This window comes from Bdellovibrio sp. MYbb2, from assembly GCF_056175685.1.
In genome coordinates, this window is the sequence record NZ_JBJKJI010000001.1 from 1,960,240 (window position 1) to 1,981,479 (window position 21,240).

19 protein-coding genes are annotated in these 21,240 nt (G+C 49.7%); 4 read left to right on the forward strand and 15 right to left on the reverse strand.

Annotation, left to right across the window (positions count from 1 at the left end; translation table 11 throughout):
- Nucleotides 1-7: 7 nt before the first annotated feature.
- The 8 genes from adeD to AC04MQ_RS09540 all read right to left on the reverse strand — a co-directional run bounded on the left by adeD (nucleotide 8) and on the right by AC04MQ_RS09540 (nucleotide 11,239).
- The gene (gene adeD / locus AC04MQ_RS09505; RefSeq protein ID WP_015091670.1) at nucleotides 8-1,768 is read right to left on the reverse strand and encodes an adenine deaminase; all 1,761 of its coding nucleotides are present in this window, start codon (nucleotides 1,766-1,768) and stop codon (nucleotides 8-10) included.
- A complete protein-coding gene (gene xdhC, locus AC04MQ_RS09510) occupies nucleotides 1,765-2,556 on the reverse strand; it encodes a xanthine dehydrogenase accessory protein XdhC (RefSeq protein ID WP_235046120.1) in 792 nt (263 codons plus the stop codon). Before xdhC ends, adeD begins: the two co-directional genes overlap by 4 nt.
- A complete protein-coding gene (gene xdhB / locus AC04MQ_RS09515; protein ID WP_015091668.1) occupies nucleotides 2,549-4,876 on the reverse strand; it encodes a xanthine dehydrogenase molybdopterin binding subunit in 2,328 nt (775 codons plus the stop codon). Before xdhB ends, xdhC begins: the two co-directional genes overlap by 8 nt.
- Nucleotides 4,867-6,330 (reverse strand): xanthine dehydrogenase small subunit, encoded by a 1,464-nt coding sequence (locus AC04MQ_RS09520; protein WP_475391962.1) that lies wholly within the window; start codon nucleotides 6,328-6,330, stop codon nucleotides 4,867-4,869. Before AC04MQ_RS09520 ends, xdhB begins: the two co-directional genes overlap by 10 nt.
- A gap of 182 nt (nucleotides 6,331-6,512) precedes the next feature.
- On the reverse strand, nucleotides 6,513-7,487 hold the full coding sequence (locus AC04MQ_RS09525; RefSeq protein ID WP_475391963.1) for a hypothetical protein: 975 nt from the start codon (nucleotides 7,485-7,487) through the stop codon (nucleotides 6,513-6,515).
- 9 nt (nucleotides 7,488-7,496) lie between these two features.
- The gene (locus tag AC04MQ_RS09530; protein WP_475391964.1) at nucleotides 7,497-8,528 is read right to left on the reverse strand and encodes a lysozyme family protein; all 1,032 of its coding nucleotides are present in this window, start codon (nucleotides 8,526-8,528) and stop codon (nucleotides 7,497-7,499) included.
- A 3-nt stretch (nucleotides 8,529-8,531) separates the two neighbouring features.
- On the reverse strand, nucleotides 8,532-9,554 hold the full coding sequence (locus AC04MQ_RS09535; RefSeq protein WP_475391965.1) for a hypothetical protein: 1,023 nt from the start codon (nucleotides 9,552-9,554) through the stop codon (nucleotides 8,532-8,534).
- A 155-nt stretch (nucleotides 9,555-9,709) separates the two neighbouring features.
- Complete coding sequence (locus tag AC04MQ_RS09540) at nucleotides 9,710-11,239, reverse strand: carboxylesterase/lipase family protein (RefSeq protein WP_475391966.1); 1,530 nt, start codon at nucleotides 11,237-11,239, stop codon at nucleotides 9,710-9,712.
- A 278-nt stretch (nucleotides 11,240-11,517) separates the two neighbouring features.
- Between AC04MQ_RS09540 and AC04MQ_RS09545 the strand changes: the two genes are divergently transcribed.
- A complete protein-coding gene (locus AC04MQ_RS09545) occupies nucleotides 11,518-12,288 on the forward strand; it encodes a S1 family serine peptidase (RefSeq protein WP_015091663.1) in 771 nt (256 codons plus the stop codon).
- Nucleotides 12,289-12,355: 67 nt separating this feature from the next.
- Here the strand turns inward: AC04MQ_RS09545 and AC04MQ_RS09550 are convergent, their stop codons facing one another.
- From AC04MQ_RS09550 to AC04MQ_RS09560, 3 genes are all read right to left on the reverse strand, one after another.
- Nucleotides 12,356-12,709: a hypothetical protein gene (locus tag AC04MQ_RS09550; RefSeq protein WP_015091662.1), complete on the reverse strand. Its 354-nt coding sequence runs from the start codon at nucleotides 12,707-12,709 to the stop codon at nucleotides 12,356-12,358.
- Nucleotides 12,710-12,831: 122 nt separating this feature from the next.
- Complete coding sequence (locus AC04MQ_RS09555; RefSeq protein ID WP_015091661.1) at nucleotides 12,832-13,932, reverse strand: Rieske 2Fe-2S domain-containing protein; 1,101 nt, start codon at nucleotides 13,930-13,932, stop codon at nucleotides 12,832-12,834.
- A 61-nt stretch (nucleotides 13,933-13,993) separates the two neighbouring features.
- Nucleotides 13,994-14,890 carry a trypsin-like serine peptidase gene (locus tag AC04MQ_RS09560; protein ID WP_148278825.1) on the reverse strand — a complete coding sequence of 299 codons (897 nt, stop codon included), beginning with the start codon at nucleotides 14,888-14,890 and terminating at the stop codon, nucleotides 13,994-13,996.
- A gap of 61 nt (nucleotides 14,891-14,951) precedes the next feature.
- Between AC04MQ_RS09560 and AC04MQ_RS09565 the strand changes: the two genes are divergently transcribed.
- From AC04MQ_RS09565 to AC04MQ_RS09575, 3 genes are all read left to right on the forward strand, one after another.
- Nucleotides 14,952-15,392, forward strand: a complete 441-nt coding sequence (locus AC04MQ_RS09565) for a KH domain-containing protein (protein WP_235046118.1) — start codon at nucleotides 14,952-14,954, stop codon at nucleotides 15,390-15,392.
- Between the two features lie 107 nt (nucleotides 15,393-15,499).
- Nucleotides 15,500-16,255, forward strand: coding sequence for a DUF4423 domain-containing protein (locus tag AC04MQ_RS09570; protein WP_200859535.1), 756 nt, complete (start codon nucleotides 15,500-15,502; stop codon nucleotides 16,253-16,255).
- Entirely contained in the window at nucleotides 16,252-17,517 is a 1,266-nt protein-coding gene (locus AC04MQ_RS09575) for a hypothetical protein (RefSeq protein ID WP_015091657.1), read from the forward strand. The genes AC04MQ_RS09570 and AC04MQ_RS09575 overlap by 4 nt, the downstream gene beginning before the upstream one ends.
- Before the next feature lie 81 nt (nucleotides 17,518-17,598).
- On the opposite strand, the gene gltS is transcribed toward AC04MQ_RS09575, so the two are convergent.
- The 4 genes from gltS to AC04MQ_RS09595 form a co-directional block, all read right to left on the reverse strand.
- The gene (gltS, locus tag AC04MQ_RS09580) at nucleotides 17,599-18,783 is read right to left on the reverse strand and encodes a sodium/glutamate symporter (protein WP_475391967.1); all 1,185 of its coding nucleotides are present in this window, start codon (nucleotides 18,781-18,783) and stop codon (nucleotides 17,599-17,601) included.
- 39 nt (nucleotides 18,784-18,822) lie between these two features.
- Complete coding sequence (locus AC04MQ_RS09585; protein WP_015091655.1) at nucleotides 18,823-19,563, reverse strand: ZIP family metal transporter; 741 nt, start codon at nucleotides 19,561-19,563, stop codon at nucleotides 18,823-18,825.
- A gap of 34 nt (nucleotides 19,564-19,597) precedes the next feature.
- Nucleotides 19,598-20,104, reverse strand: a complete 507-nt coding sequence (locus AC04MQ_RS09590; protein WP_015091654.1) for a Dps family protein — start codon at nucleotides 20,102-20,104, stop codon at nucleotides 19,598-19,600.
- Nucleotides 20,105-20,258: 154 nt separating this feature from the next.
- The gene (locus AC04MQ_RS09595; protein WP_041578359.1) at nucleotides 20,259-21,215 is read right to left on the reverse strand and encodes a hydrogen peroxide-inducible genes activator; all 957 of its coding nucleotides are present in this window, start codon (nucleotides 21,213-21,215) and stop codon (nucleotides 20,259-20,261) included.
- Between the last annotated feature and the right edge of the window lie 25 nt (nucleotides 21,216-21,240).

Below are 21,240 nucleotides of genomic sequence, written 5' to 3' on the forward strand. Positions count from 1 at the left end.
CAAGGACCTAAGCCTCAACTTGCAATGGAATGAAGCTGAAGTTTGTGACATTCACCAACCCACGATCGGTCAACTTCAATGTCGGAATCACTGGCAAAGCCAGGAACGCCATTTGGATAAACGGCTCATCTAAATGGACTCCCAAGGATCGGAAGGCAGTTTTAAGGTCCGCGATACCATCTTTGATTTCTTCAGCGCTCTTTAGACTTAGAAGACCTGCGATCGGCAGTTCCACCAAAGCTTTGATTTCACCCTGATCAGCCACGGCAAAGCCGCCACCAGTTTTGATCAAAGTATTCACAGCAAGGACCATATCTGCCGGATTGGTGCCGATGACCATGATATTGTGTGAATCGTGGGCCACCGAGCTGGCCAAGGCACCGCTTTTTAGCCCCATGCCTTTTACAAGGCCCAGAGCCGGAGGCAAACCTTTGCCATAACGTTCGATGTTGGCCATGTAAAGAACATCGCTTTCAGCAAAGTTCTTTCCGTCAAAAGCAACGGTCAGATGTTGAGTGATGATTTCGTGAGGCACGATTTCAATCACGTTGTAAACACCCGGCAGCAGATTCAGAGTCAGTTCTTTTTCCGTCAACGGCGCGCGCTTCATGGTGTTTTCAAGAGGCGGTTGGGACGTCTGCAGTTTTTCCTGCAATGAATCCTGAAGTTTTAATTCAGAAACAAACTTACCACCGATCATCACTTCTTGAATGTCGACAGCTTTCAAGTCCTTCAAGAAGACCAGATCGGCCTTCTTGCCCGGAGCCACCAGTCCCAGACGTTTCAGACCAAAGTGGCGCGCGGCGGAATAAGTCGCCAGACGGTACGCCACATGCACGGCCACGCCGTGTTTGTTGATCAGTTCTTTGATCAGGTAGTTGATGTGACCTTCGTGCGCAATTTCAAAAGGATTGCGATCATCTGTGCAAAGCAGGCATTGTGGTGACGAGAACTCATTCACCAGCGGAGCCAGGGTGCGCAGGTTCTTTGCAACGCTGCCTTCACGAATGATCAGGCCCATGCCTTTTTGCAGTTTTTCGCGGCCTTCTTCCAAAGTCACCGTTTCGTGGCAGTTTTGAATTCCCGCCAGCAGGTAAGCATTTAAGGCTTTGCCGCGCAAAAGGGGTGCATGGCCATCCATGTTCAGATCATCAAAGGCTTCAATTTTAGCCAGAACATCCCTATCGGCATGAATCACGCCCGGGAAGTTCATCATTTCCGCCAGACCCAAAACGGACGGATGATCCTTGAAGGATTTCATTTCTTCCAGGGGGAAATCACTGCCCGTGGTTTCAAAACCCGGAAGGGCCGGAACACAGGAAGACATCTGTACAAAAAGATTCTGGTGCATCAGTTCGGAAGAACGCAAGAACCAGCTAAAGCCTTTGCCGCCCAGTACGTTGGTGATTTCGTGCGGATCACAGATCGCTGTGGTGGTTCCCAATGGCAATGTCGCTTTTTCAAATTCAAAAGGCGACATCATCGAGGATTCAATATGCAAGTGACCGTCAATAAAGCCCGGGGTCACAAAAGCACCTTCTGCATTCCAGATGCGGCGGGCGGACTGGCTTTGATATTCCATGCCCACGCCGACGATATGTTCGCCACCAATGGCAATGCAGGTCGGATAGATGTCACCCGTGATCACATCGAGCATCTGCACATTCGTGATCAGCAAATCCAAAGTACCATCGCCGCGCGCCTGCGACAGGCGGACTGGCAGTAGGTCGGCTGCAATCTTCTGGGTTTTCTTGTTGTTTAAGCTCATAGAACCAAATCCCTTGTTTTTAGAATCTGCGCCACAATACTGAAGGCAATTTCCACTGGCGCATTCGTGCCGAAGCTTTCTCCCATAGGGCAGTGGAAATTGTCGAGTGACTCTTGTGCAATGCCGGCATCAATCAGGTCCTGGCGCAGTCGGCGGGCTTTTTGATCACTGCCGATGTTGCCGACATAACTGAAACGATCGCGCTGTTTCATGACCTCCACCAAGATAGGCAAGTCTGTGCCGTGCCCCATTGTCATCAAAGTCACAAAGGACTTTTCCGGGATGCCGGCAACAAGACCCTTCATGTCGTCAGTGCAAAGAGTTTTCAGTCGGGCAGAGGTCGGAAGTTTTTCGATCCATTCCTGGCGTGGGTCCACGCAAGTGATCTTGCAATCCAGACGCATCAACAGGCGCACCAGTTCCTGGGCAATGTGTCCGGCACCGAACACCCAGATATTGAACGGGTGATTGTATTCAAAGAATTCAAAAAAGAAGCTGACAACACCACCGCAGGTCATGCCGATATCTTTTTGCAGATTCCAGTCGGCATAGTGGTGATGGGTCTTTTCGCGGATCATCTTCTGGGCTTCTTCGATGGCGCGTTTTTCAACTTTACCGCCGCCGACCGTGCCAAATTCAAGGCCGTCAGCCGACACCAGCGCGCGAGCTCCCACTTCCTGCGGGGACGAGCCTATTTGTTTTACCAGAGTCACGCTGACAAAGGATTTTCCCAAGTTCTGCAGGGACTTCATCGCGGATAGATAGTCTTCAAAGTTCATTTTACTCATGACGGGCGATCTCCATCAGCATTTCTTCCGGGGTGGCCGGGGACTTCAGGGCAGAAATCAGACCTTTGCTTTTGGCATTGGCGGCGTCTTTCAATGCAGTCCATACGCTGATCCCCAACAAGAACGGCGGCTCCCCCACGGCTTTAGAGCGGTGGACGTTTTCGCGGTTCTCGTGGTTTTCAATGAATTCCACATTAAAGACCCTTGGTGTGTCCTGCACATTCGGGATCTTATAAGTGGTCGGGGAGTGGCTCAAAAGCTTTCCATCTTTATTGTGGAAAAGCTTTTCTGAAGTCACCCAGCCCATGCCTTGAACGAACGCGCCCGTGACCTGACCCTTGTCAATGCCCGGATTAATTCGACGGCCCAGATCCATCAGAATGTCGGTGCGAAGAACCTTGTATTCACCGGTGAACAGATCCACCTGCACTTCGCTGACGGCAACACCGTTGGTGAAATATTTAAATGGAGTTCCCTGGCTGGTCTTTTTGTCAAAGCCAAGGCCTTCGGTTTTAAAGTGAGCGTATTCGCCCAATGACAGACGGTTGAAGTAGGCTTGTTTGATCGCGTCCAGCCAAGTCATGGATTTTCCGGAAGGCTTATGGGTCAGAAGTCCGTTTTCAAAATGGAATTCTTCAAACTTCAATTGGGATTCGTCCAAAGGCGGGCATTCCGCGATATCATTCATCGGCGTGCCAGCCATGATGTTCTGGAACAACCACGCCAGACGTTTTTGAATGCCGACGGCGGCCTTCAAGGCTGCCGCGCAGTTGATGTCAGATCCGCTGGAAGCCGCCGTTGGTGAAGTGTTGTGATTTTTCTCAGTCGAGGTTGCCATGACTTTGACGTCGTTGGCAGGAATACCAAAGGCGTGAGCCACGACCTGCTGGATTTTGGTGTTCACACCCTGACCCATTTCGGTGGCGCCGGTGGAAACTTGCACGGTGCCATCTTTATGAACGTTCACTGAAGCATTTCCTTGGTTCAGGAAGCGCGCGGTGAAGGCGATGCCGAACTTGGTGGCTGTCATGGACAAGCCCCGCACAGCAGTTTTGCTGCTGGCATTGAAAGCGTCGATTTCCTGACGGCGCTTATCATAGTCTGATGACTTTTTAAGGTCGGCAAAAAGTTCGGGCAGGGGGTTGTGTCCCAGGGCCTGACCATAGTGGGTCACGTTGTTATGTTCTTTTTGATAGCAATTCAGCTCGCGGATGGCCAAGGCATCTTTTTTCAAGTGCAGGGCCATGTCTTCGATGATGCTTTCAATGGTCATGGTCCCTTGCGGACCACCGAAACCACGGAAAGCGGTGTTGGAATACAGGTTGGTACGAACCACCGAACCTTCAATGTGAGCGGCTGGCAGATAGTAAGCACCATCAATGTGGAACATGGCGCGATCCAGAATTGAGCTAGATAGATCGGCGTAAGCACCCCCATCGGCATAAAGATGCGCCTTTAAGGAAAGAATGCGGCCGTCGTTATCAAAGCCCACTTCGTAGTAGTTCTTAAATGGGTGGCGTTTTCCGGTCATCATCATGTCGTCGTCTTTCGACAAACACAAACGAGCCGGGCGTTTCATTTTACTTGCCACCAGTGCTGCCATCGCCGCAAACGGGGCCGCCTGACTTTCTTTACCGCCAAAGCCGCCGCCCATGCGTTTAACGATGCAGACGACTTCATGCAGGCTCAGGCCCAAGGCTTCAGCCACCACGTGCTGGGTTTCGGTCGGGTGCTGGGAGCTGGCGTGAACTTCGATCTGACCGTCTTCCATTGGGTAGGCGATGCAGGCGTTGGATTCAAGATAGAAGTGCTCTTGACCGCCGCACTCAAAGGCGCCTTTAAGGCGGTGCGGGGCTTTGGCCATCGCCGCATCGGCGTCGCCAACTTTGAAGGCGTTGGCTTTATAAATAAAACGATCCAGTTTAATGGCTTCATCAATGGTGAATACACCGTTGTCTTTTTCAATTTCAAATTGCACGTGTTTTTTTGCGCGCAACAGGTCTTCCATGTCAGTGCCGACTAAAAGTACGGCCGGTTCGTCATAGTGACCGATCTTGTCAGCAACTAAAACCGGTTGTTCTGGAACAATCGTGCCCCACGAATTGTGGTGAAGGTCTTTGGCCGTGAAGGCCGCTAAAACGCCGCGGCATTTCAGGGCCTGGGAATAATCAACTGATTTCAGGCGACCGGCAGCAGCGGGTACACCCACTGGCAATACCAGAACTTCGCCCGCCATCATCGGGCGGTCGTCGATAAAGACGCTGCCACCAGTGACGTGGCCACGGGAAGAATCATGGGGGATGTTTTGACCTACGGACATGCTGTCATTTCCTGTTGAAGTTCAATATGGCATTTCTTGAATAAATTCTCGGCGACCTTCAGGCGGTATTCATCTGTGGCGCGAAGATCTGAAATAGGCTTGATCAGAGTGCGCACTTTTTCGCCCATGCGGGTGAAAGTATCCTCGCTGAAAGGCTGACCCTTCATTGCGGATTCGATGTCACTTAATCGAACCACCGTCGGACCAACACCGCCCATGGCGATGCGAGCGTCACTGATGGTATTGCCATCGACTTTTACCAAAGCGGCAAAGGTCACCGCAGAAATATCCAAGTCTTTGCGCAAAGAAACCTTAAAGAATTTGGACTTCCATTCCAGTCCCGGCACCGGGATCAGAATGCCAGTGGCAATTTCATCCGCAGTGACATCAAAGACTTTGTAGGCTTTGTAAAACTTTGGCAAAGCCACTTTGCGAAGACCCTTGGTGGACTGTAAGTGAACTTCCGCATCCAGTGCCAAAAGCGCGGGGATGCTGTCACCAATTGGGGAGCCGTTCATGACGTTACCAACCAGAGTGCCTTGGTTTTTGATCTGCGGTGAAGCGAAGATGCGCAACAGGCGGGAAAGCTCTGGCAGTTTGTCTTCCAGGAAGTTTTCCAGTGCTGTCAGGGTGACGCGGGCACCGACCCAGACACCGTCAGCGGTCATTTTGATTTCACTGGTGTCAGTGATCTTGTGCAAGCTCATCACGTCATCCATGAAGGCTTTGCCTTTGTTGTGCAAAACGCCCAGGTCGGTGGCGCCGGCCACCAGGCGAGTTTGTGGAGATTTTGATTTTTGATCCGCTGCCACTTGGAAGTTTGCTGGGGCGGTGAATTTCTTGGCGCCCGCTTCAATCATCAAAGAGTCCGTGACCAATGGCTGGAACTGTTTCTTCTGACTGTCGGTCAGATACTTGGCAGACAAGGACTTCCATTTTGAAAGATCCAGATTTGTCGCAGCCGCCAGAATCGGTTCATATCCGGTGCAACGGCACAGGTTGCCTGTCAGGAAGTTGCGGGCTTTCTTTTCTGTGATGGCTTTTCCAGAACACGCGCTTTTTTCTGCCAATGAAGACAACGAACACACCATCCCCGGCGTGCAGTAACCGCATTGACCACCGTGGAATTCGCGCATCTTGTTTTGCACTTCGCTTAAGTCGTCCTGTTCAGAAAGGCCTTCCACTGTGACCAGTGAGCCCATGTCGAAAAGGTACATTGGGGCGATGCAGGAATTGATGGCTTGGAATTCAGACCACGTGTTGTTTTCAAGTTTTGCGGAAAGCACCGTGCAGGCGCCGCAGTCGCCTTCAGCGCAAACCACTTTCGTTCCGGGAAGGGAGCTGTGATAGCGCAAATACTGGGCTAGCGGAAGGAAGGCTTTTTCGCCAGAAATGCGGTGTTCAGCGCCGTTGATAAAGACATGAATTTCGTTGCGAATTTTGTTTTCAGACATCTAAATTGGTTCTCATAAAAGGGGTCCCATGACAATAGAATTTCCCTTATGAGTTTAGCCCCTTTTGGGGGCCTCAATGTCCTCAAAAATTCAAATGTGAGCCGCCCGGAGGCCCTTATCGATTAAAAAGGGCTTTGAGTGTGGCAAGCGTGACGCGGATCGCTGGACTTTTTGCCCGTTTACTACTTGGTCAAAGTTAAACGCATCAATGAATCGCCTCTTCCATACACCTTAATTTTCAGTTCATCGTCTTTTTTTAGATTTAAGGATGATGTGACCGCATTGTTCGGTAGACACCGCTTCATTTTATCTTCGTTCTTGTCATCAAGGTCGTCTTTGCCAGAATCAGGTTTTGCCGGCGCTGGGGATTTGCAAAACTGTTTTGGTAAAACTAATACTTTGCCGTTAATGGAAATCTCCGCTCTTACCGCACGCTGATGGCTGGAAACGTTTGTTATAGTCAGTGTGTAGTTGCCGTCCTTTACGGAGGGCTTTAGGGAAAGTCCTGAAACTGATTTGCCAACCATGTTAATGGAATCATAGGAGCCGGTCTCTTGCAGACCTTTATCCGTCAAAGCGAATACTCTGGTAGGGCTGCCGTCGTTGGAGTAATCGAAGATCATCAATTTTCCCTGGACGGGTTTGTCGGTGATTAGCACTGATCGAAGTTTCTTAGTCGTAACACCATTTACAGTTTGTGTCGGAGTCGAATCGATAAGCTTCGCACCATCCCATCTAAAAATAGAGGGAGCTCCGATTTCTTTTCCATCAAGGATCTGAACAACTATTTCCGGCTTACCGTCCTGGTTAAAGTCCTTTGTTTCAAGGGATAAGCATGAGTGAATGGACGAGCTTGTGGAGAAAGTAACTGGATACTTTTTAAAACTTCCTTTCGGACCTTCTTTAAAAACAAGCAAACTGCAGTCAAGTGTTGTTGTCTTCAGGAGCACAACGTCATAAGGCAGCTTAGTTGGCCCATCAAGTTTGACTGACAATTGGTCGGCCACAACCCCGTCATTTATGGTTCGAGTGGCTCCTGTTTCTGGGTCTTTTGTAAGTGTAGCAGGAATATTTGCACTCAGGATCTTGTCTGGGACAAGCGCAGATGCATGCTGGGAGATCAATAGTATGATTGAAGCTAAAATTAAATTAGTCACTTCGTACTCCTATTTGGATACAAATGGATTAGCTGCAACTGGTTCATATTTTGAAATGTGTGACCAGACTTTGGCACCATATGAAGACGTGCTCGAAATATCGATACGTGTGATATAAGGGCCAGCGTTGTACATTATGAATCCTCTTTTCCAAGCATCTCTAAAGACGGTAAAAGAGTCAAAAGAAGCTTTTTCTTTATTCTCGTTTCCATTTGATTTTCTGAAAACGAAAGATAAGAAGGTGGTTCCGTATTGCAGGTTTGTTGGAGGGGAGAATAAGTCCAACGGATTTCTTCCTGTAGAATCTGCATTTAAATAGTTTGCAAATTTTTTGTTTGATACAGTGGAATAAAGGGGTTGCATTAGCCCGTAGCTTGAAGCAACGATTGTTTGAGCAGTAAAGTCAAAAATGGGGCTAAAGCGCGATTTTGAATTCGGATCGCGAAGACCTGAGTTCAAAAGAATTAGTTCCTCTTTGGCTACTTTCCCTTGGTCAAGAAACCAGTTTTGACGGTCAAAGGTTGTTTCATTCTTATTTTTTGCCTTGTATCCCGCATTGTTGATTCTCATCAGTTCTGTACTTTGAAGAGATTTTCCGTTGTTGTATTCCATTTCGTATTTGGCTGGGACGGCGCTCGGAACTGGTGATGAACCCAAGTAAACTCCATATCGATTTCTGGGTCTTAATAGGTCAATATGTATCGCTTTGAGGTCTCTTTTGGGACCGATTATATATTTCCCAAATATCTTTTCTTTCGTTTTGTCTCGAACCGGATTTTTCCCAAATAAGGCTAAATCAACGGAGACGGGTTCGTACCTAAAGGCTGCTGGGTCAAAATTTGACTCTTGTCTTATTTGCGCTTTAATAAACTGTGGGGGGATCCCGCGCAGATGAGCATACTGCAGAATGAGACTATCAAATTGTCCACTTGCTGTACCAAGAGACTTCGGATTCGCAACATTCAAGAATAATGTTATTGGTCTATATTTAGTGCTGGTAGGAGTAATTATTAACTTCTGGCTGCCATTATGAACTGCCAATATTTACTGAGAAGAAGTGGCATTTCCTTCTTTAAATAGTAAGGCGACACGATCTAGCCAAAGACCGACCTTTATGTCATCAGGCTTATCTATTTTTGGACGGAGGCTGGCCGTGCCGGCAACCAGTTTATATGTCGCATTGATTGGGTTGGTACCATCATACAGCTTTAAGGTAAAGATTCCGCCTAGCGGGATGTTTAGATTACCCTGATCTCTAATTGAAGTTGGCGGATTGTTGCCGACAACTCCATCAGAGTTAATCTGGTCAATCTTTAGTTTAATATCAGTCAGAAGTCCGACCATTAAGCTGGTAATTAATGGAGTATTGACGCCGTCGTAGTAGTTAATCGATTCTGAGTTATCTACCTCCGGCCACATTCCTGATCGATAAATTGGCATATTACAGGAAATCTTAAGATTTCCAAGAGAGGCCGTTGTCGAGGCTGGAAGGCGATATTCTACAAATAATACATCGCCAGTAAGAACTCCATCAGTCCATTGCCCTCCTGAGAATGTAGATCCTATATTGGCTGAACATTTAAATGAGTTTTTGGGGCCTATGTTCAGCAGTCTTAAAGTAATCCTTGGACCCAAGCCTCTTTGCATATTGTCGATATCTATAGCTGATGATTTAGGCATTAAGAACGATAGGTCGATTGCTGTGAAACTGTATTTGTTAGATGGATTGAAATGGAAACTATATGCGCCACGCTTGCCATTGAGGCCCTCACAGGGTTTGGCTGTCGTATTTTTATAGGGAATGGGGGATGAGGTGCACTGGAGGACTTTCGTATCGAACTCGAATTCATTGTGGGCAATAAATGTCGATTGGCTGTAGGTAAGCGTTTTGTTTTTGCAGGTGGTGCAGTTGAGTTCCGGCATTGAGAAGTACTTTGGTTCCTCAAAATTAATATACCACCAATCACCAGTTTTCTGAGGGGTGTTTGAATTGGGAGGAAGGTCAGCTTTAGTCGGAAGGCACGCAGTGAGAATGGTAGCAAGTATAATAGTGCGAAACAGACTCATCGCAAACTCCTTAGAGTTGAAGGGTCGCGAGAGTATATATCGGCGCGTGTTTATATAAACTGGAGTTAATTAACCAGCACAGATCGTAATTTGTGTTCTGTGGAGGTTTTATGCGGACTGTTTTTAATTTGTCGTGAAATGATACGCGTTGTGGTTCATTTAAACACCATTCGGCCGTCCCAGACGGGCGCTTGGGCGGGGAGCTGGGTGTTGGGATTTCCGTCCCAGAAGAAGGATTTGAAGTACGGCGCCATCGAGTCTCGCAAGGCTTCACGGGACTGACGATTCTGCTCCGTCCATGCAAATCGGGCAAAGCTGGGCTTTTCGGTTTCAAAGTTCCCCAGGTAGAACATCGCATCCATGCCATGCACAGCGCCAAAAACCTCTTTCCAAGGGGAAGGGGTTTCTTTCCATTCAAACGAATAGCGATAGGTCTGCGGGTTGTAGGCCTTCACTGCCCAGAAGATTTCTTCCATGGTCATTTGCATAGCCAGGGATCCGGCAGCGGTGCTTGAGTGGTAAAGAGTCACCTTGTTGTCTTTGATAAGGTCGTCCTCTTTCAGGTCCGCCGGAGGATTTTGGATCAAGGACCACAGTTCTTTTTCGGTGGGTTTAATCAGGGCGCCGCCTAAAAGATAAGTCGCCTCATCCGTGGTCAATCCCAGAATCAGTGGGACTCGGTGGAAGTTTCCGAATAAGATACCCTCCACCCCGTGTGGGAAAACGGCGTCATCTTTGAAGTGCTGAAACGGCACGATGTATTCTTGCGCCCGCACCAGTTCTTCGGTGGTTCGGGAATACAGGAACTGGCGGATCCACTTGGTGCCCTTGGCCAGCAAGTATGCTTCGGCGTGGGACTTTTCTTTCACCAAGCCGGCGTTCACCACCAGATTTTCAATAAAGTCTTCAGAGCGGGTTTCTGCCACCCAGCGTGGATACGCATTCGGTACACCAGCAGAACAAACGGCGCGATGGAAGAGGTCTTTGGAAAGAGGCGTCTGCAAAAGGCCCCAAACATTCATGCAGCCAGCGGATTGTCCCATGATGGTGATGTTGGAAGGATCTCCGTCGAAGGTTTCAATGTTTGTGTGGACCCATTTGAGCACAGCGACCAGATCCTGGGTCACGTAGTTACCGGAACTGTCCCACTTGCTGCCCTTATTCAAAGCTTCGTGCGCTAGTGCGCCCAGCATGCCCAGTCGATAGTTGGCACTGACAAAAACAACGTCTGAAGAAGACGCCAGCCACGCTCCATCATAAAGAGGATCCGCAGAAGTGCCTTTGAAATTCGATCCACCGTGAATCCATAAAACCACCGGACGTTTTTTTGCGGCAGCGGGTTTCCATACATTCAGATACAGACAGTCTTCATTGCCCACCGGAGTGCCGAACTGTTCTGGCGGCACATTGGCAAAGAAGTTTCCTTTTTGCGGGCAGGCGACAGGAAGTTTCGTGGCCTTGAGAGTGCCGAACCAGGGAGCCGGGGAGCGGGGCGCTTTCCAGCGAAGATAGCCCACGGGTGGTTTGGCATAGGGAATTCCCAGGAAGGCTTCGGTGTCGTAAGCAGTACGAAGGCCTTGGATTTTTCCATCAGCGACACGGACAGAAGGATGCGCCGCCTGTGAATTCCAGGACCATCCAGTAAACAAGACCAGCAGAAGAGCAGAGTAAGCAAGTGATCGCATGAGGCCTCCGTCAATTTCAGTCTTAGCGAGCTTCGGAGGATCTTCCAAGAATAAAGAAATCGAATTTCATAAAAATCATGCAGACTTGGCAAGTTCTTTTAAAAAAATCGGTAATTACCGTCGAGGAAGAAATGTTCGGGGGCAATAATTTCCCCTCTGCAAAGGTCCGAAAAAAGGCCAGTTCCAAAGTGGGTCGCCGAGAGTCTTTGAGCATTGGGAAAAAACAGACAACGATTGATATCAGGTTTTGAAGGATTCAAAACCAGAGGGGAAATAAAATGAAAATGAACCATCTTGTTATCGCAGGCCTTATGATGATGTCTGCTCCGGTTTTCGCGAAATCTGGCTCTGTAGGGGCTAAAATCGTTGGTGGCGTTGAAGCTTCCATCGGTGAGTTCCCATACATCGTGTCTTTGCAGAGCAGCAGCCATTTCTGCGGCGGTTCCTTGATTAAGAAGAACTGGGTATTGACAGCAGCTCACTGTGTTCGTGGCGGCACGGTTAAAAAAGTTGTGATCGGTTTGCATGACCGCACGAATGCGTTGAATGCAGAATCCATCGCTCCGAAAAGAATCATCGCTCACCCGAACTACAATGCACGCACAATGGAAAATGACTTTGCATTGATCGAACTTTCTCAGGATTCTTCATACGCTCCAGTGGCGTTGAACCCTGCTGAAATCACTCTTCCGACTGACGGCTCTGAAATTTTGACGACAGTGGCTGGCTGGGGTGCAACTCGTGAAGGTTCTTACTCTTTGCCGACGAAATTGCAAAAAGTGGACGTTCCATTGGTTTCTACAGCAGCTTGTAACAAAGCTTACAACAACGGCATCACTGACAGCATGATCTGTGCTGGTTACGAAGGTGGCGGTAAGGATTCTTGCCAGGGTGACTCTGGTGGTCCATTGGTGGCTCAAGACGAAAACAATCAGACATACCTGGTTGGTGTTGTGAGTTGGGGTCAGGGTTGTGCTCGTGCGAACTACTATGGTGTTTATGCCAAAGTTAGCAACGCGATCGAGTGGATCAACAACACTGCTCAGTAATTCGATTTAAAAATTGAATTTCAAAGAACCCCTGGGAAAACCCGGGGGTTTTTGTTTTTTAGATGTATCAGCGGCAGGTTTGCGCCCATTTTTTCAAGTCGGCTGAAGATGATTGCGCGGGATTAAACCAGCGTGCTTCTTCAAACTTCCAGACAAAATCCATGCGGTGGGTGTTGTACACGTTCACATAGTGCAGTCCATCGCAAATGCCTTCAAGACCCTTATCAGTGACGTACCAGTCTGAATGATGGGCGGTGACTTCCGTGCGCTGCTGCTGGGAATCCTGACAGGTATAGACACAGCTCCATTTACGTTGGGTTCCGTACCAGGTTTTTTTATACAGTTGATATTTTTTGGAATACGGATCGGCGATGCAGCTGCAGGCCTCGGCAAAAGGCGGCGCCGTAAATTGAAGGGCCATGATTGCTGCAAGAATCCAGAATATAATCCTCATTCCCTCCAGGGATGCAAGAGCAGTTCCGGCCCGGGAAGAAACCAGACAGGTTTTGGCTGTCTATAAAATCGACGGTGCCGCCTTCCGGGTTAGCGATCGTGGTGTTTGGAGGCGTTGTAAGCCTTGCGCCCGGCCCGGTGTTGCAGAACGTGGGCAGAGGTTTCAAGCAGTGCGCACGACAGTTCGGCACAGCGGTCCAGCAGTTCATGCGCGGCATCGGTGAGGGCTTGGGTCTGTTGCACATAGCGCACGTTGTATTCCATGTTTTCAGAACTCCATCCCAGAGAGTGGGCGATAAATGGAAACGGCGGCAGGTGGTACCCGAGCTCTGAGAAAAAACCCATCATGTGGCCCGCAACGGCCTGCACATTGTCCTGGCCTCCGGTGATGATGAACCCGGCCACTTTGTTGCGAACCAGCTGGTTGTTTTTGATGGTGATCTGATTTTGAATGCAGTTAAAACGTTCGGCCATTTTATAATATAAAGAACTGGCCGAACCCCAGCGAATCGGGGTGGCGACGATCATCACGTCGGCCCAGTGAATCAGATCCTCATACACGCGATCCAGCTGGTCGGTTGGATCCATCTGCGTGATCGAGCAGGGCCAGGTGCAGGCATGTGCACTTTTGGAATAAAAGCCTTCGCAGTGGCGGAACTTCAGTTCGCGGATTTTTTGCAGACGCGTTTCATAGCCTTTGCTTTGCGCATGCTTCAGGGTTTGTTCCAGCAAAAGTTCTGAAGTCGATATGCGCGGATGAGCATTGTCCATCACGGTCGTGGAAATTCCCACCACCCGTAGGGGTCCCGGTTCCCGTTGCACTTTCCGGGTTAGGGGGTGAGGTTCATGGGAAATGCGGCCCCGGGGGGTGGCGCTGGTCAGATCCACCCACAGTTCGCCATTTTCAGTTTTTAAAGTGTAAGCCGGAACGCGGTCGGCTTCGTAGCCGGGTTCGCCAAATCCGGTGCGATAATGAAACTTGTAGTAATGCCACGGGCAGACCACATAGTCGCCTTCAAGCTGACCATCACCCAGCGGACCGCCGACGTGATTGCACACGCCCGATATGGCCGTGAATTCGCTGTCTTTGTAAATCAGAGCCAGCTTGGTCCGGTGAATTTCAATTTGCTGCAGATTCTTTTTCTTCAGCAGCTCCACCGGACCCAACTTGTGCCATTGAGGTTGTGACATGTCTTTATTGGAACCAAAAAGATCGGTTCAGGAAAGAAATGTCAGCCAAGTCTGATGAAGGTCAAAGATAAGGCAGGATGCGGGTGATGCGTGTGACATCTTCGCCGCGACAGCCTGTGCTTGTGCAGCGGTTGGAAACGGTGCAGGAACCCTGATACACAAAATCAGTGTCGCCGCGGACCAAAATTCCTTCAATCACGCCGGACGAGTTAAACACTGCGGATCCAGAGTTCCCGCCATAGGTGTCCAGATTGGCGACGAAATGTTCTGATTCTGTGGTGCTGCGGACTTTGGCTCCGGCAGCCACCTTGGTGGGAAGACCCACGGGATGTCCAATCACAACCAATGAGGCGCCGACCTTGACGCTTCCGGTTTTGCGGGTTTTCAAAACTGCATGATTGGTGACGGCTCTGTCCAGCTTGATCAGCGCAAAGTCCGATCCCGTTCCCAAAACTTCGCTGTGAATGATTTCAGCACAGCGATAGACTTCGCTGGAAGCGACTTCGCGGGGTTGAACACCTGCGGATTTAACGGCATAGCCAAAGACAAAACGGGTTTCACTGCAGTCACGAACCGAGCGGACGCAGTGACCAGCAGTGGCAATGACGTCAGGCGCTACTAAGGAGCCTGAGCAAAAGGCCGCATTTTCCTGCTCCCCGAAACGTTCTGAAGAACACAGATTGTAGGATCTGCGGAAAGTTTGGGCAGTGATGCGCGTGATCTCGGCACCTTCCTGCAGGTTTTCATCTTTGATTAAAGCGACCGTAGAGTCAGCCAGGCGGCGTTGCAGGGCGGACTTCACTTCGTAGAGGTCTTTTCGGTCATCATTGCCATAGATCACTTTCTCTTGCAGTTCCGGGGTGCCCTGGGTTGTTATTCCCGAGCTTTCACCGGGAGTGCTGTTTTCGCAGGCACTTAAGAGCATTAAGATAGAAAAACATAAAACTGTTTTTTGCATCCGTTATCTTCCTTTGATGGGGATTGGTGGGACGGCCTTGTCCCGGTACTGAATGACCCGCATGAAACAAAAAAAGGTTAACCGGATGGCTGTTTTTTTAGGTCCTATCAGAGGGGAATTTGAGCATTCCTATATTCTTGGTGGAACACTTTCCGGCCTAGGGCGGACGCGCAGGGTTGCTCTTAAGGCTGGGGATCAACAAAATGAGTGTTACGGAGAACGAAACATGTTGGCGGAGAATATGACCCAGGATGCGGATATCAGAGATCGTTTGGCGAAGGTTCTTGAGAGTGTGATTCAAGAGATGACTTCCTGCTATGAGCAAGTGGAAGTGACCTTTGCGGCCGGCGACAAAACAACAGTGTACAAGGTGACGGTGCCGCAAGAGTTCCGAGGGAAATTGATCGGTTCTCAGGGGAAGAACATCACGTCACTTCGTAACATTATCGGCGCAATGGCAGGCAATCATGGCTTTCGCGCTATCATAGAGCTTGTAATCTAAATCTGTCGCAGCGTTCCCTTTGTTTGTTGTACGGAACTCTTCGTCTATTTTAATCTTGCAACTTTGGTATTAAATGTAAAAAATCCCTCATGTCGGTGGGGGATTTTGTGTCTAATCAATTCGGTGCCCTGTTAAAAAATAAGCTCGAGGAAATTCAGAAAAAGAACCCTCGGTTTTCTTTCCGCTCTTTGGCCAAGAAAGTTGGTATCTCACCAGGTTGTTTGAACGAGCTGATGCACGGCAAGCGCCCTTTGAGTGAATTCTACGCCAACAAAATTGTTCTGGGTCTGGAGCTGGGTGCAGAGGAACGCAACGAAGTTTATTCTTTGATCTCTACGCGTTCCCGTAAATTTGCCGCACAAAAAACTTTGGCGGAAAAAGAGCTGGAATTGATTGCCAGCTGGGAGCACTTCGCGATCCTGAATCTGATCCGCATGAAAACCTTCAAGCCCGAGCCGGAATGGATTGCCGAGCGTCTGGCTTTGCCGCTGGAAAAAGTTCAGCAAAGTCTGGATCTGCTTTTGGATCTGGGCTTTATCAAGCGCAAAGGTAATTCCATCGCGCGTTCCGTGGCAAGTCTTGCCACCACCACCGATATTCCCAGTGAAGCATTGGTTCAGGCCCACGTGTCTGACATGCACAAGGCTATCGAAGTTCTGAAAAGAACTCCGACGGATCGTCGTGACTATTCCGCCATCACCATGGCTATCAATCCGCACAAAATGGAAGAGGCCAAGAGTTTGATTAAAAAATTCCGCCGTAAACTGTCCATGCTGGTTGAAGAGGGTGACATGACGGAAGTGTACAACCTGAATATCCAGTTTTTCCCCCTGACTGTTGCTGAAAGAGAGAAGCCGCTATGATCAAAAGAACCCTGTTACCCCTGATTCTGTTTTCATTCGCGGGGTCGCTGGCACAGGCCGCGTTTATCGGCGGTGATGAAAAAGGCAACGGCGGCAGTGTAATTTATTGCGAAAACCGTTTTGAAAATCAGCGTTTTGAAGTGCTGGATCTGTTTGAAGCCCGCGAGATTCAGACATTCGATATGGATGTTCTTGAAGGTCTTGAGTATAAAAAAATCCTGCGCCAGATGATTGCCCGTATGGGAGATATCAATCCAACCCGTGCGATTTTGTACACCTCGTTCCTGGAGACTTTTGACCGTGAAGCTTTGTTCCTGAAAGGCACCGAGTTCACCGACATCCCGGATCGTGGCTGGGGTGCTTTGCCAAAGGGTTGTATCCTGGTTCAGGGGGCAGTTCAGTACAAACGCCCAAGCATCAAGGGTCATCGCTATTACTTCAATAAAGATGTCTGGGATCGCATGACCAACACTCAGCGTTCAGCGCTGGTATTGCATGAGTTCATTTACCGCGAAGGTCTGCAGCCGGAAAATAACTTCCAGACTTCCAATGGTGTTCGTCTGCTGAACGGCTTCCTGCATTCCACAATGATGCGTGACGTGACCTTGCCTCAGTACATTGATCTGTTGCAAAGATCAGGTCTGCAGCTGGCCGACGTGAATGGTTACCACGTGTTCCTGCACTCCGGTCAGGAAACGGGTCGTGGTCAGTCCTACAGAGTATCCTTTAATGAAACAGGTGTTGTTACGTCCGCGACGCTGGCAAGATCGTTTTATCTTTCCGGTCCGGGTGGGCGTACCATGCCGGTTTATTGTGGGGCCACTGAAACAAAGGCTGTAGAGCAAGGTGGCGGCATCATCTCTTTCTGGCCAACAGGAAGGGTGAAACGCATTCAAATGGGTTGCACGTCTGCGGGTTTTGTTTTGCGTTCGAAAGAATCCATTGGTCAGGCGACAGCTTCCGAGCTGATTTATAATGAGCAGGGTTTGCTGACTCAGATCAAAACTCTTCAGCTTGAGTTGAATCATGTTGATTACAGCCTTCGTTCGACTCGTCCAGGTGGTTTTATCAACTTCTATCAGACGGGCGAGCCTGCTCAGATTTGCATCGGTAATTATTATGCCGATCATCAGCGCAGCTGGATGCGTGATGCAAGCGGTGAAGGTGTTATTGTGGCCCAGTCCGGACACGACACCTTTGGTTTGACTCTGGATGGTCGCATTTTTGAGTCCTTGAAGACCCGCTGCGGCTTCGAACAATAGTCTTTTCAGACAGAGTTCTTCAAACAAAAAAAAGCCCGCTGGATTCAGCGGGCTTTTTTTATTTGGTATTTTACTGTGGTATCAGTTGCCAAACATGTTGATACAGAATGTGACCAGCGCGGCATTGATAAAGTCAATGAAGCAGGAACCCACCAAAGGAACCACCAGAAAGGCCTTGTAAGCATGGCCATAACGCTGACTGAGTGAATGCATGTTGGCCATGGCGTTGGCGGTGGTGCCCATCATAAATCCGACATAACCTGCACTCATTACCGAGGCCTCGTAGTCCTTGCCTCCGACCCAGAACGCAGGTCCCACGGCGGTGACCGCGACCAGAACAGCCTGCACCGTCAGGAAGACCAGAATCGGCAAGGCGGCGTTTTTCAGCTCTTCCAAGCGCAGACTCATGATGGCCATGGCAATGAACAGGGTCAGGGCCACCGAGCCGATCTCTTCAATCCATTCCGGGGATATTTTAAACACCGGCTTAGCATCTTCGATATTGCGGAAGATCGCCGCCACCACCATGGAACCAATATAGATGGGCAGGGTGATTTGCAGGGTGCTGATCCACGAACTGATCGTGGTCCCGATGCCCATAATCAGAGTCAGTGCCAGAAGGTGCATTAACAGATCGCGACCGGCGAAGGATTTCAGGATCATGGATTCATGCGGTTCGCCGCTGTTGTGATCTACCGGGTGCTTCAGCTTCTTTTTATTGATCAGATAAGTCGCCAGCGGAGTTCCAATCAATCCCCCCAGTACGATGCCACCCATGGCTGTGGTCAGGCCGATGACAGAGGCACCTTCGACGCCGGCGGCCTCAAAGACGGGACCGAATGCCAAAGCCGTGCCCGGGCCACCGGTTAAGGAAACCGCTCCGGTCAGAACCCCCATCAAAGGATGTTCGCCCATCATTTTTGCCAAGCCGATCCCGGCCACGATTTGTGCCACCAGGCCGCCGATGGTCAAAAGCAGGAAGAACACTACAGCTCTGCCGCCCTCTTTTAGCAGGCGCACAGACGCGGAATAGCCGACTGACGTGAAGAAGGTGATCATCAGGGCTTCTTCAAAGGCCTTGTTGAATGTCAGCACGAAAAGGCCGTTGGCCTTCAGGATGGAGATGATGATGGCGACAATAAATCCACCGATAACCGGTGACGGAAGATTGTACTTATCCAGAACATGGATTTTGCTTTTAATATACCGGCCGAAATAGACGACCAGTGCTGCCAGGGCGACGGTTTGAAATGCTGTTAATGTCATGACAAAAGCCTAGCGTGGCCCGTCGCCGCTGTCCACCCTTTAGCTGATCAGCCAGTTCATCAGAACCACGGACAGGGCGCCTGCGACAAATTGTTTTTGCCACAGATAAGTCATGCGCGTTTCTTTCATTTTGGCGAAGATTTCCTCCAGGGTCACGCTGATCATCGCGCCGCCGGCGAAAGCCAGAATGAACGGCAGGGATGCCGAAGTGATGCTGGTAAAGATTCCACCCAGGGCTCCACCCAGAATCTCCATGACACCGGTCATTGCGGCACCAAAGAAAGAAACCTTGCGGGACATGCCAATGGATAGGAAAGCCGCCGCAGTGGCCAGGCCTTCCGGAAAGTTTTGAAACACGATGGCGCCCACTACTGTCCAGCCGTTGGCAGCGGAAATGGAGTCAGCGCTCAGCGCAGCTCCCGAAGCCAAACCTTCGGGGAGGTTGTGCAGCATCATAGCCGTCACGAAAAGCCAGGCTCTTCGATGAACAGACCATTCGGAGGGCGACACGCTATGGATCAGATGACTCAGCCCATAGATGGAAGCCACACCGAGCGCCAGGGCAAGAGACACCCCGAAGGAACTGTGTGTGCTTGAATAAGCAGGCCCGATCAGATTGAAGGCCGCTGCCGCCAGCATCATTCCGATGGCAAAGTCCAGATTCAGACTGCGCCATGGGTTCCAGCCGGTGGTTTTGTTTTTCAGAATGGGAAGAGCACCGAGCATCGTTGAAAGCCCGGTGATTCCTCCTGCCAATAATCCCATCAGTGCGCTGCCCATGTTCTACATCCTTTCTCGATGATTCAAATCGGGATCAGGATCTGTGACTGCGGATCATCCAAGCGGCTTTTTCGTGGAAGCCGATCAGGTCTTCGTACAAAGTCACAGCACTGGTTTCTTCCGCATCTTCCGCGGTTTCCAGTCGGGATTTCAGGGCGATAGCCAGATTCGTGTGATCCTGGCTGAGCATTTCGATCATTTGATTGGCGGTCAGTTTATCCGAAGCCTCCTGGATAGAGGACAATTCGCGGAACTCTTTGAAGCTGCCCGGAGCTTTGACTTTCAAAGCGCGGATGACTTCCGCCGTGCGATCGACGAATTCAGCCAGCTGGCCGTATTGTTCTTCAAACATTTTGTGCAAAGAGAAGAACAACGGGCCTTCCACATTCCAGTGGAAGTTTTGGGTTTTAAGTTGCAGCAGATATTCTTCTGCCAGGGACTTTTTCAAAGTCTCAACGACAGAATCTGTTCCGGTTTCAACGGACTTCAGATTGCTGACGGATTTACTTTCGTTCAGTGATTGGGCGTTTTGTGATCTCATAAAATTCCTCCTTGTCACTGTCAGAGGGGTCCGTTGCAGGAACCCCGCTCTTGCCTGTAAACAGGATAAGCCAGTGTGGAGGAGGTGAACAGTTCTCTTTTTCTATAGGACCTATAGATTATGTCTATATGCTGTCTATAGGCATAGATGAAAACTATTTGAGATAGCCGAGCGGATTGTCGATTTTCAGTTGGTTTTTACCTCGGGTGGCGGACAGGCCTTCGGGCAGGTTTCTCTTTATGGTTTCAATTAGCGCCTTCAAAAGAGCCTTTCTTTGGAAGTGCGGCCCGTGAACCAAACTCACTTCCCGGGTTGGGACAGGATCTGAGAAAGGTCGCAGACGCTTTTTGTCCTGCACATCCAAAGCCGCCAGATACGGAAGCAGTGTGAAACTTTCACCCTGGTCCACCAGTTTTTTTAATGTCTCAAGACTGCCGCTTTCAAAGGTGAAGCTGCGGTCCATCACCGAAGGCGCCTTTTTGTTGCGACAAAGGGAAAGACTTTGTTCGCGGAAGCAGTGACCTTCGTTCAGCAACAGCACGTCTTCAGACGACAGATCCTTTTCATCCAGGGATTTCTGATTCAGCAGGGGATGCCCCTTGGACAGATACACATTGAAGGGTTCATAGAACAGAACGTGATTGGCGATGTTCAGATCATCAATCGGGGTGACGATGATGCCCAGATCCAGACTGTGATTGCGGATCTTTTCAATCATCGCTTCGGTTTGCAGTTCTTCAAAGGTCAGATGCAGACTGCTGTGCGCATCCTTGATCTTTTTTAGGAACAGCGGCAGCAGATAAGGCGCCAGGGTCGGGATGATTCCGATGCGCAGTTCGCCGCACAGGGATCCTTTGGCATCATCGACAATTTCTTTCAGATGCTGGGAACCTTTGACGACCAGGCGGGCCTGTTGCAGGACTTCTTCGCCGACCGAGGTTGCGCGGATGGGCTGTTTGGTGCGATCAAAAAGAATCACACCCAATTCCTCTTCCAGTTTTTGAATTTGCATGCTCAGCGTGGGCTGAGTGACATGGCATTGGCGGGCAGCGTGGCTGAAGCTGCCTGTATCGGCGACGGCAAGAATATATTCGAGTTGAGTCAGTGTCATGATACAAGCTTGCCGTTCGGGAAAA